The 13462-nt window shown below is 35.8% G+C and carries 15 protein-coding genes; 4 read left to right on the top strand and 11 right to left on the bottom strand.

All coding sequences use genetic code 11. The features are described 5' to 3' along the window. Positions 1-13 precede the first annotated feature (13 nt). Together PP182_RS15715 and PP182_RS15710 are read left to right on the top strand one after the other, a co-directional pair. The gene (locus tag PP182_RS15715; protein ID WP_272652215.1) at positions 14-1273 is read left to right on the top strand and encodes a sterol desaturase family protein; all 1260 of its coding nucleotides are present in this window, start codon (positions 14-16) and stop codon (positions 1271-1273) included. Then, positions 1270-2034 carry a creatininase family protein gene (locus PP182_RS15710; RefSeq protein WP_272652214.1) on the top strand — a complete coding sequence of 255 codons (765 nt, stop codon included), beginning with the start codon at positions 1270-1272 and terminating at the stop codon, positions 2032-2034. Before PP182_RS15715 ends, PP182_RS15710 begins: the two co-directional genes overlap by 4 nt. A 9-nt stretch (positions 2035-2043) precedes the next feature. On the opposite strand, the gene PP182_RS15705 is transcribed toward PP182_RS15710, so the two are convergent. The 6 genes from PP182_RS15705 to rsfS are packed head-to-tail and all read right to left on the bottom strand — an operon-like array spanning position 2044 to position 6813. Next, on the bottom strand, positions 2044-2304 hold the full coding sequence (locus PP182_RS15705; RefSeq protein WP_272652213.1) for an acyl-CoA-binding protein: 261 nt from the start codon (positions 2302-2304) through the stop codon (positions 2044-2046). After that, on the bottom strand, positions 2279-2962 hold the full coding sequence (locus PP182_RS15700; protein ID WP_272652212.1) for a phosphatidylserine decarboxylase family protein: 684 nt from the start codon (positions 2960-2962) through the stop codon (positions 2279-2281). Before PP182_RS15700 ends, PP182_RS15705 begins: the two co-directional genes overlap by 26 nt. After that, a complete protein-coding gene (locus tag PP182_RS15695; protein ID WP_272652211.1) occupies positions 2952-3755 on the bottom strand; it encodes a phosphatidate cytidylyltransferase in 804 nt (267 codons plus the stop codon). The genes PP182_RS15700 and PP182_RS15695 overlap by 11 nt, the downstream gene beginning before the upstream one ends. 1 nt (position 3756) lies before the next feature. Beyond that, positions 3757-4368, bottom strand: coding sequence for an LUD domain-containing protein (locus PP182_RS15690; protein WP_272652210.1), 612 nt, complete (start codon positions 4366-4368; stop codon positions 3757-3759). A 54-nt stretch (positions 4369-4422) separates the two neighbouring features. Next, the gene (ftsH, locus tag PP182_RS15685) at positions 4423-6426 is read right to left on the bottom strand and encodes an ATP-dependent zinc metalloprotease FtsH (protein WP_272652209.1); all 2004 of its coding nucleotides are present in this window, start codon (positions 6424-6426) and stop codon (positions 4423-4425) included. A 9-nt stretch (positions 6427-6435) separates the two neighbouring features. Further along, positions 6436-6813, bottom strand: coding sequence for a ribosome silencing factor (gene rsfS / locus PP182_RS15680; RefSeq protein WP_272652208.1), 378 nt, complete (start codon positions 6811-6813; stop codon positions 6436-6438). Positions 6814-6907: 94 nt separating this feature from the next. On the opposite strand from rsfS, the gene PP182_RS15675 reads away from it, so the two are divergent. Beyond that, positions 6908-7639, top strand: coding sequence for a biotin--[acetyl-CoA-carboxylase] ligase (locus PP182_RS15675; RefSeq protein WP_272652207.1), 732 nt, complete (start codon positions 6908-6910; stop codon positions 7637-7639). On the opposite strand, the gene PP182_RS15670 is transcribed toward PP182_RS15675, so the two are convergent. Together PP182_RS15670 and pyrE are read right to left on the bottom strand one after the other, a co-directional pair. Continuing rightward, a complete protein-coding gene (locus PP182_RS15670) occupies positions 7636-8028 on the bottom strand; it encodes an SRPBCC family protein (protein ID WP_272652206.1) in 393 nt (130 codons plus the stop codon). The genes PP182_RS15675 and PP182_RS15670 overlap by 4 nt on opposite strands. Before the next feature lie 3 nt (positions 8029-8031). After that, complete coding sequence (gene pyrE, locus PP182_RS15665; protein WP_272652205.1) at positions 8032-8673, bottom strand: orotate phosphoribosyltransferase; 642 nt, start codon at positions 8671-8673, stop codon at positions 8032-8034. Between the two features lie 7 nt (positions 8674-8680). On the opposite strand from pyrE, the gene PP182_RS15660 reads away from it, so the two are divergent. Continuing rightward, positions 8681-9271 (top strand): NUDIX hydrolase, encoded by a 591-nt coding sequence (locus PP182_RS15660; RefSeq protein WP_272652204.1) that lies wholly within the window; start codon positions 8681-8683, stop codon positions 9269-9271. A gap of 9 nt (positions 9272-9280) precedes the next feature. Here the strand turns inward: PP182_RS15660 and PP182_RS15655 are convergent, their stop codons facing one another. The 3 genes from PP182_RS15655 to PP182_RS15645 all read right to left on the bottom strand — a co-directional run bounded on the left by PP182_RS15655 (position 9281) and on the right by PP182_RS15645 (position 13344). Next, complete coding sequence (locus tag PP182_RS15655) at positions 9281-11029, bottom strand: M14 family metallopeptidase (RefSeq protein WP_272652203.1); 1749 nt, start codon at positions 11027-11029, stop codon at positions 9281-9283. Positions 11030-11105: 76 nt separating this feature from the next. Then, positions 11106-11510: a response regulator gene (locus tag PP182_RS15650; RefSeq protein WP_272652202.1), complete on the bottom strand. Its 405-nt coding sequence runs from the start codon at positions 11508-11510 to the stop codon at positions 11106-11108. Continuing rightward, positions 11497-13344, bottom strand: coding sequence for a PAS domain-containing sensor histidine kinase (locus tag PP182_RS15645; protein ID WP_272652201.1), 1848 nt, complete (start codon positions 13342-13344; stop codon positions 11497-11499). The genes PP182_RS15650 and PP182_RS15645 overlap by 14 nt, the downstream gene beginning before the upstream one ends. Positions 13345-13462 lie beyond the last annotated feature (118 nt).

The raw sequence follows: 13462 nt of genomic DNA, 5'->3' as shown, positions 1-13462 counted from the left end.
TTAACATATAGTTTTGGAAACTTACGCCACAGCCTTACTTTATGCCATTCCTTTTTTTATTCTTCTATTGGGAATAGAGATACTCTACGGTCATGTTGTAAAGGACCAAAAACATAGTGTTTTGGATACGGTCTCCAGTATAAGTTCGGGACTAACCAATATCATTAAGGATTCCTTGGGAATTGTTTTGGTCTTGGTGTCCTATCCATTCTTACTTAAACTTTTGGCTATAACGCATATTGAAGTTACATGGGTAACATGGGTAGTTGGCTTTATAGCCATAGATTTTGCCGGATATTGGAATCATAGGCTTAGCCATAAGGTCAATTTTTTTTGGAATCAGCATGTAATTCATCATAGTAGTGAATCGTTTAACCTAGCCTGTGCGCTACGTCAATCAATTTCTAACTTATTAGGGTATTTCCCTTTCCTGTTGATACCTGCAGCTCTTTTGGGTGTTCCCAACAAAGTAATTGCGATATTGGCCCCTATACAATTGTTTGCTCAGTTTTGGTATCATACACAACATATAGGTAAAATGGGTTGGTTGGAATATATAATTGTAACTCCATCACAACATAGAGTGCACCATGCTATTAATCCAGAATACATCGATAAGAATTTGGGACAAGTGTTCTGTGTTTGGGACCGTTTATTTGGGACATTTCAAGAGGAATTACCCGACGTAGTTCCACAATATGGTATATTAAAACCTGCGAAGACATGGAACCCAATCAGAATTAATTTTCAACATTTATGGAGGTTAATGATGGATGCTCGGCGAACAAAAAGTTTTTGGGATAAATTTAGAATTTGGTTCATGCCAACCGGTTGGAGGCCTAATGATGTTAGGGATAAATATCCTATGGAGATTATTACCGATGTTTATAATTTTGAGCGTTACAAAACACCCACTTCCAAAATCTTCAACGTTTATATTATTTTTCAATTGGTAATGTCCCTGCTGTTGTTATTGTATATGTTTGGTAATTATGGGAACCTTTCAACCACGGAGTTATTGGTTTATGGGGGGATTGTGTTTACCGGTATTTATGGGTATACAAGTTTGATGGACGGTGAAACGCATGCCATTTGGATAGAAGTCCTAAGGGGTATAGTAGGTATCCTAATTATTATTCTCACCGGGGATTGGTTCGATTTAAACTCGGTTATTCCTTTTGGTGTATCCTTAATAGTATTTTATAATTTAATAACAATCGCAGGAGGAGCATATTTTACGGCTACCTTTAAAAAGAAAAACGTACTTGTATGATAAGACCTTATATTTTAGCGGAGACCAATTGGGAACATCTTAAGGGCGAAGATGTTGAATTGGCCATATTACCGTGGGGTGCAACGGAAGCACACAATTATCACTTGCCTTACGCAACAGATAATTTTCAGGCTCAATCCATGGTTGAAGAATCAGCAAGAATTACTTGGGAAAATGGTGATAAGGTTATTGTGCTTCCAACGATTCCATTCGGGGTAAATACGGGTCAAAAGGATATCTATTTGGATATCAACTTAAACCCAAGCACACAGTTTGCCATATTAAAGGATATAATTACGGTTTTAAGTACTCAAGGAGTTCACAAATTATTGATTTTTAATGGACATGGAGGTAATAATTTTAAACCCATTGTAAGGGAATTGGGTTTACTCTTCCCTAAAATGTTCATTTGTTTTTGCTTTTTCCCTCAAATGTTAGATAAGTCAAAGTATTTTCAAGAAGAAGGGGATCATGCCGATGAAATGGAAACCAGTTTGATGCTTTATCTAAGACCGGATTTGGTTTTGCCAAAAGATAGATGGGGAAGGGGTGACCATAAAAAATTTAAAATAAAGGCTTTTTCAGAAGGTGGTGTTTGGGCGGAAAGGGAGTGGTCCAAAATTAGTAAGGATACTGGTACAGGAAATCCAGAATTTGCAACAAAAGAAAAGGGTGAACTTTTTTTTAATGATGTTTGCTATGAGGTAAGTAAACTTTTTACAGATTTGTGCAATGCAGATTTGGATGACTTATATGAATAAAATATGGTATTAAGATTTTAACTCAAGGTCTACCAATTTAATATAGGCCTTCATGGCTTCCTCATTACTTATGTTCTGTGCCTGTATCAATGCATTGGCCTTAAATGCATTTATCAAGGGAGTTTTGCTACCAGGATTATTATAGTTCTTATTGGCAACTTTGTAATAGGCATATAGTTTTAAAAGAATATCTGCTGGTATGGGTGATTCATAAGTGTTCACGAATTCAACCGCCGCTTCAAAATTAGTATGTAGATTCTTCTTGCTCATTTGGATCAACATAAGTAGCGATACACGTTAGGGCTCCTTTTACTTTTTGATTTAAGGTTACATTAATTTGGCAATCTAAAGGTAGCAATAGGTCTACCCTAGAACCAAACTTTATAAAACCAGAATCATCCCCCTGCTGAACGCTTTCGCCAACTTCTGCATAATTTACGATTCTACGTGCCATTGCCCCCGCTATTTGTCTAAAAAGAACATCACCAAACTTGGGAGTTCCTACAACGACGGTAGTTCTTTCGTTTTCCTCACTGGATTTTGGGTGCCAGGCCACCAAGTATTTTCCGGGATGATATTTCGAATATTTTACCCTTCCACTCGCCGGGTACCTTGTTACATGTACATTGATTGGCGACATAAAAATAGAAACCTGTTTTCTCTTGTCCTTAAAATACTCTGTCTCTTCCACCTCTTCAATAACTACAACTTTACCGTCCACCGGAGCCAAAATTTCATCAAATGTTTTGTTGGCCCTTCTTTTAGGATTCCTAAAAAATTGAAGTATAAGTACTAATAATACTAAAGAAGATATTTGGATGGCAAGTTTTACCCAAGCCAAGTCTACATAGAAATGTGCCAATAGTACTGCAATGGCAGTCACAAAAAAGGTTATTAATATTATTTTTTGTCCCTCTCTATGAAACATAGGTAAAAATATTTAGTGTTAAGTAAGCAAAAGGGGCGGCAAAAACCAAACTATCCAAACGGTCCAACATACCTCCATGACCCGGTAATATGGCCCCACTATCCTTAACATCGGCATTTCGTTTAAACTTGGATTCTATTAAATCTCCCAAACTTCCGGTAACAACGATGACACTAGCCAACAACATCCATTGGTAAGGCCCAATAATTTGCTCTTGAGTTCCCATTATGTATGCCGCGGCCAAGGCAAAGATATAACCTCCAACAGTTCCTTCCACAGTTTTTTTTGGTGAAACGGTTGGGAATAATTTAGTTCTTCCAATGGTTTTGCCCACGATATATGCAAAGGAGTCGTTAACCCATATAAGAATGAAAATACCCATAATAAGAAGTTTTGCAAAAGCATCATTTTTATAAGGTATCATGGTAAGAAAAATACATCCACCACCAATATAGAACAGACCAATTAAAAATTTATATAAAGTTGAAAAGGTCTTTTGCTTTTTGGAGAAGAGATAAACTAAAAGGTAGACATCTACCAGAATTGTGATAAACATCAAGATATTTATCAAAATTTGGTCGTGTATTAAATAGATATATGCCCACCAAAGACATAAATAGGCCAAGAAAATATAGTACCCTTTAAGATGAACAAGCCGTTTATATTCGTAAAGGCATGCCAGCCCGAATATCATAAATAGGAAATCAAAAGCATCGGAACTAAGGAATACTGCGGATAATAACAAGATTATATACACCGCTCCAGTAAGTGACCTTCTTAAAACCTCTTTCATACTATAAATCTTCCAGCAATAAAAGATAAAGATTTTTAGTACTACTTCCGTATGTTAAGAAATCATCTGAGTTTTCTTCTGTAGCTTTAAAGTGTTTTAGGGTAGTGATATTGGCAGGAATGGATGGGCCATATTTCTTCTTAATTGCCTTTAATCCTTCACCTATAGATTCCACCAATTGACTTGTAGTGGCATATACAATAACATTACTTGGTAATTCATTGATTTTCTTTTCCATTAGCTGATTTGAACATACCAAAATACTACCGTTCTGGGCGATCAAATGCTCGCAGGTGGTCATGAAAACATCGCTTTCCTTTATTTTTTCCGTAAATGAAATATTTTCTTTGGAAAATTTTTTAACCAATTGAGAGTTCATCGCAAAAAAAGGATGGTCCTCCCAACTATTTTCTTCTATGATATTATGGATTGCTTTTGAGACTTCTTTATCGGATATGCAATAAATAAATTTTCCGCCATTCTTTTTAAAGTGAATAGTAAATTTTTCATCTACGGGAAGTAATAAATCTGGCATGTGTTCACCACGGGTTTCCGCAGTTTCTTTGGAAATTTTCTTTTTCCCTCCACCAAATAAAATGTCTAATATCCCCATTTAAAAATTAATCAACCAATCGTATGTTTTTGAAATGCACTTTAGATTACATAGTTAACTATTTTCCGCTACTTTTTCGTCTTCTTCAGTATCTTTTTTGGACTCAGCAGCTTCTAATTTCTTCTTCTCTTCTTCTAAAATATCCTTGTCAAAAGATCTTTTTCCAAATATTTTTTCCAAATCTTCTTTAAAGATAACTTCTTTTTCCAATAGCCTTTTAGCGAGTGTCGTAAGTTTATCTTTATTTTCAGTAAGAACTTTAATGGCTCTCTGATATTGCTCTTCAATAATCTTTGAAATTTCCTGATCTATTTTTCTGGCAGTATCTTCACTGTAGGGTTTGGAAAAGCCATAAGAGTCTTGCCCAGAGGAATCATAATAGGTAAGATTTCCTATTGTATCATTTAGACCATAGATGGTAACCATGGCCTTGGCCTGTTTGGTAACCTTTTCCAAATCGCTCAAGGCACCAGTAGAAATTTTGTCGAATATTACCTTTTCAGCGGCTCTACCTCCCATTGTAGCACACATTTCATCTAACATTTGATCCGGTCTCACAATGAGTCTTTCTTCGGGAAGATACCAAGCGGCCCCAAGGGATTGTCCCCTAGGCACTATGGTAACTTTAACCAAGGGAGCGGCATGTTCTAACATCCAACTGACGGTTGCGTGACCAGCTTCGTGATATGCAATAGTTTCTTTTTCCCCTGGAGTAATAATCTTATTTTTCTTCTCTAGACCTCCAACAATTCTGTCAACCGCATCTAAGAAATCCTGCTTATTAACTGCTTTTTGTTCTTTTCTGGCTGCAATTAATGCTGCTTCATTACAGACATTGGCAATATCGGCTCCAGAAAATCCAGGTGTTTGTCTGGCCAAGAAATCTAGGTCTAGGGTTTCAGAAGTTTTAATAGGTCTTAGGTGTACTTCAAAAATCTCCTTACGTTCCCTGATGTCAGGTAAATCAACATAAATCTGTCTGTCAAACCTTCCGGCACGCATCAGTGCTTTATCAAGAACATCAGCACGGTTGGTAGCTGCCAAAACAATTACATTCGTATTGGTGCCGAAACCGTCCATTTCTGTTAATAGTTGGTTCAAAGTATTTTCCCGTTCGTCGTTGGAACCCGTAAAGTTGTTTTTTCCTCTCGCTCTACCAATTGCATCAATTTCATCAATGAAAATGATAGCTGGGGATTTATCCTTGGCTTGTTTGAATAGGTCCCTGACACGAGATGCCCCAACACCTACGAACATTTCAACAAAATCTGAACCTGATAGCGAAAAGAAAGGTACTTTGGCCTCACCAGCAACTGCTTTTGCCAAGAGTGTCTTACCTGTCCCCGGAGGTCCTACTAGTAATGCACCTTTTGGAATTTTACCTCCAAGCGAGGTATATTTATCCGGATTTCGCAAGAATTCAACGATTTCTTCTACTTCTTCTTTGGCACCTTCCAACCCGGCAACATCCTTAAAAGAAGTTCTTGTGTCCGTTTTTTCGTCAAAAAGTTTTGCCTTGGATTTCCCTATGTTGAAGATTTGACCTCCGGCGCCGCCTCCGCCTCCGCCGGACATTCTTCTCATTAAATAAATCCAGATTCCGATGATGAGAACAAAGGGTAAAAGGGATAACAAAAAGTCCAAAATAGCCGTAGATTCTTTACCAAACTCTATAATGGTGTCTAGATTATTTTCCTTCTTTATTTCAGTTATTTCATTTTGAAAAATCTGAAGATCACCATAATCCAATGTGTATTGTGGAACATTGCCAGAAGTTGGAAGAAAAGACTTTTCGGATACATCTTTATGAACCTCCTTGGTCATTGCTTCATCAGTAAGAAATACTTTAGCCTGATTTGTATTAGTGATAATCAATATCTTCTGAACATCACCATTTCTTAAATACTCTTGTAATTCAGATGTTGTTGTTTTTTTAGTGCTAGCTAAATCGTCACTACTGAACAACTGAAAACCTATAAGCAACACTGCTACTAATCCATAGATCCACCAAGAACTGAATTTTGGTTTTTTCGGACTCGTACTATTCTCTTTTGCCATTATTTTTTTTTAATTATTAATGCTACTTTCTACGGTGGTGAACTTAGCGTCCCCCCATAGACCTTCAATATCGTAAAATTCCCTGATTTGTTTTTGGAAAACATGGACCACAACATTCACATAGTCCATTAAAACCCATTCGGCGTTTTCTGTGCCTTCAACATGCCAAGGTTTGTCCTTGCTTGCTTTGCTTACTGTTTTCTGGATGGAACCTACGATTGCATTTACATGCGTATTGGAAGTACCATTACATATTATAAAATAGTCGCAAACGGTATTTTCAATCTCTCTTAGGTCAAGTAAATTTATGTTTTGTCCTTTTACTTCTTCTATTCCCTGTAAAATCAATGCAATTAACTCATCTGCACTAGTTTTCCTTTTCTGCATTCAAAAGTTTTAATTTCTACAAAGTTATTGTTTTTTTGCTCTTTTAGGCTTAGTTTTTAACAATAGATTAAAGTTTTCCTATAAGCAAGTATACATGCAAATAATCAAACTTGATGCCACGGAGTCGACCAACAGCTATTTAAAAGCGATGGTAAAGGATAGCGTTGTTGGTGATTTTACCGTTGTTTTGGCCAAAAGGCAATATGGTGGTAGGGGACAGATGGATGGAAAATGGGACTCTGAACCGGGTAAAAATCTAACTTTCAGTATGTTAAAAAAAACAAAGATGCTTGATTTGAAGCAGCAATTTGTTTTTAATATGGCTGTTTCTATAGCAGTTTATGATACACTCAAGGCTTTAGAAATACCGAGAGTTAAGGTTAAATGGCCAAACGACATTATGTCAGGTGCCTATAAGATTTGTGGGATTTTGATTGAAAACATAGTCTCTGGTGACAAACTTAAAAGTGTCGTCATAGGAATTGGTCTTAATATTAACCAAACCGAATTTCCCGGAAATCCCAAGGCGTCCTCCTTAAAAAATCAAACACAAAAGGACTTCGATTTAGAGAAAGTATTTAATAAGCTTCTTCAAAATATAAAAATTAGTATAGCTAAAGTTGAATCAGAAAACTATGCGTCCATTTACGAGGATTATCAGTCCAATTTATTTCGCAAGGGACTGGCAAGTACCTTTCAAAATCCAAATGGGTCCAATTTTAGCGGAATTATACGAGGTGTCAATAATAACGGAAAGTTACAGGTACAACTTGAAGACGATAGCTTAAAAGATTTTGACCTAAAAGAGATTAAATTATTGTATTAGATTTTCTCCAGGTTAGCAGATAAAGTATTCATAAAATTGGTTATTGGAGATTTTATCATCATGGCCATCATGGCATTGAATTCACCAGAAAAATGGAGTACCACCTCAGTTTTATTTTCGTCAATTCCTTTGATTTCCGAAGCTAAGGTAAATGGGAGTTTATCGCTGGCGGCACCTAATACCAATTTCGAATAAGGTAATTCTTCTTTTTTTTCCAAAACAATTTCGGGCATTCCTTTAAGTGAGAACAAAAATCTATTTTCGCTCAATACTTCAAACTTATCTATATTCTCGGGCATTAATTTTTCAAAGTTGGATAGGTCGTTTAAAAAATTAAAGGTCTCCTCTTTGCTTTTGGTTACGACTGCCTTAGGTGATTCTATAAACATAACTTATTGTAGCCATTTTGATGGATTTTTTCTCCATTCCATTAGTGTATTGAGCTGTTCCTCTTTTATATAATTGGTTTCTGATGCTTGTTCAATCAAAAACTCATAGTTACTTAGCGTATGTAGCTCGACGTTTTTCGTTTTAAAATTATTCGTGGCGGTATCAAAACCATAGGTAAATATGGCTAACATTCCTTTAATATTCGCTTGTTGTGCTTTTAGTGCATCAACAGCATTTAGACTGCTCTTTCCAGTACTAATTAAATCCTCTATAACCACTACTGATTGGTTGGCGTCAAGAAAACCTTCTATTTGGTTTTTACGGCCATGGGATTTTGGTTCAGGTCTAACATAAATAAATGGTAGCCCAAGAGCATCTGCAACTAGAGCACCAATTCCTATTGCACCTGTTGCTACACCTGCAATAACATCAGGCCTACCATAGATAGCCTCCACTTGCTTCGCCATTTCATCCTTTATGTAATTTCTAATGATAGGAAATGAGAGTAAGATTCTATTATCGCAATATATTGGGGATTTCCATCCTGAAGCCCAAGTAAAAGGATTTTCAGGTTTCAATTTTATTGCATTAATTTGTAGCAGAAGCTCAGCTGTTTTTTTAGCCGTGTTTTTGTTTAAAACCATGTCGCAAATGTATAAAGTTTTTGTCAATGAACTGCCTCTGATTTTAACAAATAAACTTTCAGAAACAGCTAATGGCGAGTATTTTTTATTGAATCAAGAATCCATAAACGAAGCAATTAAGGCCCTGAAGAAAAAAAAGCTATCAGAAGCTTATATCTATCATCCTAATTCTGAGGAGATTCTAAAAAAATTCACACAGGAAATACCTTTGGTAGTCGCTGCGGGAGGGGTAGTGACCAATCCTAAAGGTAAGGTACTTTTCATCTATAGAAATGATAAGTGGGATTTGCCTAAAGGTAAATTGGATAAGGGCGAATCCATAGAGGATTGTGCAGTAAGGGAAGTAATGGAAGAGACCGGTGTTCAAGGATTAAAAATTGAAAATTTCCTAAGGACAACCTATCATATTTTCAAAAATAGCGGCACACCCACTTTGAAGCAAGTACATTGGTACGCCATGAAAACGGATTACTCTGGGAAACTTAAGCCGGAGAAAAAAGAGGGTATAGTAAAAGTTAAATGGAAAGGGCCAAAAAAAATTCAAAAGGCATTACAGAATTCCTACGTGAATATCAAAATATTGTTTGAAGGCGACTAAATTGTCTTTTTAGATTTTGGGTATTCTATAGACAGGGTATTGGTTATGTGCTTTTTCATAAAATTCTGAACGTTCAAAAATCCAACTTAATTGTTCATACCAATTTTCTGAAAAATCCTTGTCATTCAATTTTTTGGCTTCGAAATCCTTACGGAGAATAGAATCTTTCAGAAGCAAACGGTATGCAGTATCTTCAAAAACATAAGGGGAAAACCCTTCCTTTTGTTGAAGGATAGTGTCAAAAAAGTTCCAATTAAAAAAGGAGTCTACAGCGGACGGCTCCAAGGTCTCTAAAATATATCTAATACCATCTTGGTCTGTCGGCACTAATACATCTCCCTCTTCAAAAAAAACATTTTCTGTATTCGATACCACTTTGGTATTGTAATGCAGATAATGACCTTCATAAGGACTCTGATAAGTGTTAAAATTCTCGATTTTATAGGATTCTACTTCTAGGATTGTATCATTTTTAATCATATCGAATTCAACCTCATTAAGGTTGAGCAGGTCAATAATGCTTGTCCATTGCTTTTTTATAAGGTATGATTCCGGGATTTTGACCGAATCTCTGGGTTTATATGAATCATAATAAACTATATCTTTGGTAAAGGGTTCTTCACGATTGTATTTAAGACGATTAAAACCTGTGACCTCACTAACTAAAGTATCTGCCTTAAAACCCTTGAATTTTAAAGTTGAAGATTTTGAACTATCAATTTCCCATTGAATAGGGTAGTATGCTTTTAAGGCATATTCAGAATTTGTTTTGTTGCGAAGTTCTTGGATTTTTTGCCCTTCTTTTTCTGAAATAGTAATCATTTTTTTCATTAGGGTGTAGGTGCCTTCAACCCTCTTTTTATAGGGTTTTAGCATGTGTGTTTCGACCATCATACCAAGGGTGTTCCAAAGCGAGGTGTAACCGGTAGAATATCTTGGATGATCCATGAATTGGGTGAAACCAACTTCCGGGGGTTTATTGAAAACGTTCACATAAGGAGTAATATCCCAGTCCGCCATGGCCAAGGAGTCTTCAAGGCTGGGCATTAGCGATTCGTGTACATATTTGCCAAGCGAACCACCTAATTTATTATGTTGGGTAAAAAGATGGGTTAAAGTATATTGATAATCTGCCCCATTGCTAACATGATTGTCAATGAAAATATCAGGATTTACCAAATGAAATATCTGGGCAAAGGTTCTGGCATTTTTTGTATCCGTCTTAATAAAATCCCTATTGAGGTCGTAATTGAGTGCATTTCCTCGAAACCCATACGATTTTGGTCCGTTCTGATTCGCTCTAGAAGTTGAATTTCTATTAAGAGAACCACCCACATTATAAATAGGTATGGTGACTATTACAGTTTTTTTTGGAGATTCGATTTTTCCACTGGCCAAATCCCTAAATAATAGCATTGTGGCATCAATACCATCACTTTCTCCGGGGTGAATTCCATTGTTGACAAAGAGAATGGTTTTATCCTTATTAATATGATTAAAATTAAAGTCACTGTCTAAATTGTAAGTTACAAGGTGTAAAGGTCTATTGCTGTCCGTTTTTCCAATGGTTTGAATATTAACCTCAGGAAATTCCTTGGCTAACTTAAGATAGAATGAAATTACTTCTTCGTAAGTTGCTGTTTCTGTACCCCGTGAAGTCTCGAAGGTAGTTGGAAAATCAAGTTCGATGTCCTCGGTTTTCGTTTCGCAGGAATATAAAAAAATTGCAATTGCGATTAAAGAAAGTACGTGTTTCATGGTAATAGACAATTCATAAACCCAATATGGGCCATGCTTACCATGTAAAAGTAGCTAAAAGCTCTATATTTTAGGTTTAAGCTACTTGAGTAATTTCCTCAATATCCTGTTTATTTATTGGCTTGTTATTGAAAGTAATTAGATGATGGGTATTTTCCTTATAATATTCCCACTTTTTCTTATCAAAGGGGTCTATGGATGATGTGACAATATTGATTCTTATCCTTTTATTAATAGGAAGTTTTAGGAATTCGTCCAAAAATTGCCATCCGTCCATGATGGGCATATTAATATCTAGAAATATTACTTCAGGAATATCTTCATTTTCCGAAAATTTTTTATGGAGCGCCTCAAAAGCAACTTTACCGTTCTGGTAAGCTTCCACAATTTCGCAATCCACTACGGTGTTTAGCATTTTGCGGATACCAAAAACAGTTATTGGATCATCATCCACTATTCCTATGAATTTAATTTTTTTCATTAAAGAAAATCTTAAACGTGGTACCAGCCCCAACTTCGCTTTCAACTTCGATTTTACCACCCATTGCCTCAACCTGGTTTTTTGTAACGTAAAGGCCTATTCCTCTGGCATTCTCATGAGAATGGAAGGTTTTATACATTCCAAAGAGTTTGTTTCCGTACTTATTTAAATCAATCCCTAAACCATTGTCTGTTACCGTCAATATTTTATAGTCCTCATTTGAACTAAGTTTTAAGGACAAAACAGGATTTCTATCTGGATGTTTATATTTTATTCCATTGGTGATAAAATTTATCAATATACTTTCTAAGTATTGGGGAATAACTTTTAAACTCTGCTTTTGAGGAATTTTATTTACTATTTCCCCCTTGTTTTCAGTTATAAAATCTTTCAAATTACTCTCCACGGTTAGTATACTATCAAAAAGATTAACATCCTTCTTTTTTAGATTTATGTTCGTATTTATGGCTAAGACTTCATTTAGGTTTTCAATAGTATCCAAAAGATTGTTGGACGCGCTGTTTAGCATGTTGAGAATGGTTTCTTTTTCTTCTTCATCTTCTTCGTGTTGAAGGAAATTCAACAACATAGAAAAATTTGCAGTATGTGAGCGCAAGTTATGTGAAACTATATGGGCAAAATTGATGAGTTTTTTATTCTGTAATGAAGTGACATCAATAAGGTTTCTTAGTTCTTTCTCCTTTTGTTTTATGTTTGTTATATCTAAGCTAATACCTATTAGACCAGTAGAGGAGCCTTGCCCATCTAACAAAGGAATTTTTGAGGTAAGGTAGGTCGTTTGCCTTCCTTTCTTATCTGTACTAATGACCTCTTCTCCAAGAATTGGGACTAAACTGGTCATTACCTTAATATCCTGTTCTGTAAATCTTTTAGCGGTTTCGTAATCATATATATCGAAGTTGTCCTTCCCAAGTAGTTCGTCCTCGTTTTTAACGCCTAAGTGCTCACACTCCGCCTTATTAACCAATATTTTTTTGGAGTTGATGTCCTTTACATATACGTTTAGTGGTAAATTGTCAACCAGGGTCCTTAATAGTTTCTCGTTCTTTTTGGTTTCTATATTTGCAACTACCTGCTCATTTATATCTTGAAAAGTTCCGGTAAAACCAACAAGTTCTCTTTTTTCATATAGAGGTTTACCAGCGGCCAAAACCCATTTTTCTTTTCCGGTTGCAGTAATTATTTGAAGTTTAATACTCCATGGCTTTCCTTTTTCCTGAGCTTCAAAAATTGCCATGGAAATTGCATTTCTGCTATATCCTTCCTTATAGAACTGGATACCAGTATCGAGTCTAGGAACATAATCTTGACTGACTTCATGGATGGATCTGGTAATATCGCACCAAGTTATCTCGTCATTAATAATATCGTATTCCCATCTACCAGTTTTTGATATTTCAGATTGCTGCTTTAACTGGACCTTGGTCTTTTCAAGCTCTAGTTCATTTTTTAGGGCTTCCGTTACATCATTTATTTGTATAATCGCACCAATGATATTCTCATTTTCATCAAACCAACAGGTGTTGGACCATTCATACCATTTTTTCTGTTCATTTTGCTCATATATTTGTACACCCATGGGGTTGGATTTTCCCTCAAAACATTCATTTAATACCGACTTCCATTTAATGCTAAGTTCTGGGAATACTTTAAAAAGACACTGACCAAAGATGGTATTGCTTCTCTCGCCAAATGTATAGAGCCATTTGTCCGATGCGTGCATAATTTTAAATTCGCGGTCAATAAAAACAGTCAATGTGGGTAACTGTTTTATTAGATAAGATGTGGACTGAATCCGGGGGCCTATCAACATTTATGTGTAATTTCTTACAAAGATATCAGAGACTTACAATTTAATGTAAATTTTGTTGTGAACTAGTGAAATTCTGTGGTATCTAAAGTATTAGAAACTTTTATGCAGTAAGAGAACA

It is taken from the genome of Maribacter sp. PR1 (genome assembly GCF_028464145.1).
In the GTDB taxonomy this organism is placed as follows: Bacteria; Bacteroidota; Bacteroidia; order Flavobacteriales; family Flavobacteriaceae; genus Maribacter.
Note: the sequence above shows the minus strand (reverse complement) of the source record. Positions and strands in the feature narration are given on the sequence as shown.

Excerpts from the sequence above, each read along its gene's own strand:
- pyrE (WP_272652205.1), bottom strand. The coding sequence starts at position 8,673 with ATGGTTTTAAACAAAAACACGGCTAAAAAAACAGCTGAGCTTCTGCTA.
- PP182_RS15700 (WP_272652212.1), bottom strand. The coding sequence starts at position 2,962 with ATGTTTCATAGAGAGGGACAAAAAATAATATTAATAACCTTTTTTGTG.
- PP182_RS15650 (WP_272652202.1), bottom strand. The coding sequence starts at position 11,510 with ATGAAAAAAATTAAATTCATAGGAATAGTGGATGATGATCCAATAACT.
- PP182_RS15655 (WP_272652203.1), bottom strand. The coding sequence starts at position 11,029 with ATGAAACACGTACTTTCTTTAATCGCAATTGCAATTTTTTTATATTCC.
- PP182_RS15705 (WP_272652213.1), bottom strand. The coding sequence starts at position 2,304 with ATGAGCAAGAAGAATCTACATACTAATTTTGAAGCGGCGGTTGAATTC.
- ftsH (WP_272652209.1), bottom strand. The coding sequence starts at position 6,426 with ATGGCAAAAGAGAATAGTACGAGTCCGAAAAAACCAAAATTCAGTTCT.
- PP182_RS15710 (WP_272652214.1), top strand. The coding sequence starts at position 1,270 with ATGATAAGACCTTATATTTTAGCGGAGACCAATTGGGAACATCTTAAG.
- PP182_RS15690 (WP_272652210.1), bottom strand. The coding sequence starts at position 4,368 with ATGGGGATATTAGACATTTTATTTGGTGGAGGGAAAAAGAAAATTTCC.
- PP182_RS15660 (WP_272652204.1), top strand. The coding sequence starts at position 8,681 with ATGTATAAAGTTTTTGTCAATGAACTGCCTCTGATTTTAACAAATAAA.
- PP182_RS15695 (WP_272652211.1), bottom strand. The coding sequence starts at position 3,755 with ATGAAAGAGGTTTTAAGAAGGTCACTTACTGGAGCGGTGTATATAATC.
- PP182_RS15645 (WP_272652201.1), bottom strand. The coding sequence starts at position 13,344 with ATGTTGATAGGCCCCCGGATTCAGTCCACATCTTATCTAATAAAACAG.
- PP182_RS15675 (WP_272652207.1), top strand. The coding sequence starts at position 6,908 with ATGCAAATAATCAAACTTGATGCCACGGAGTCGACCAACAGCTATTTA.
- PP182_RS15670 (WP_272652206.1), bottom strand. The coding sequence starts at position 8,028 with ATGTTTATAGAATCACCTAAGGCAGTCGTAACCAAAAGCAAAGAGGAG.
- rsfS (WP_272652208.1), bottom strand. The coding sequence starts at position 6,813 with ATGCAGAAAAGGAAAACTAGTGCAGATGAGTTAATTGCATTGATTTTA.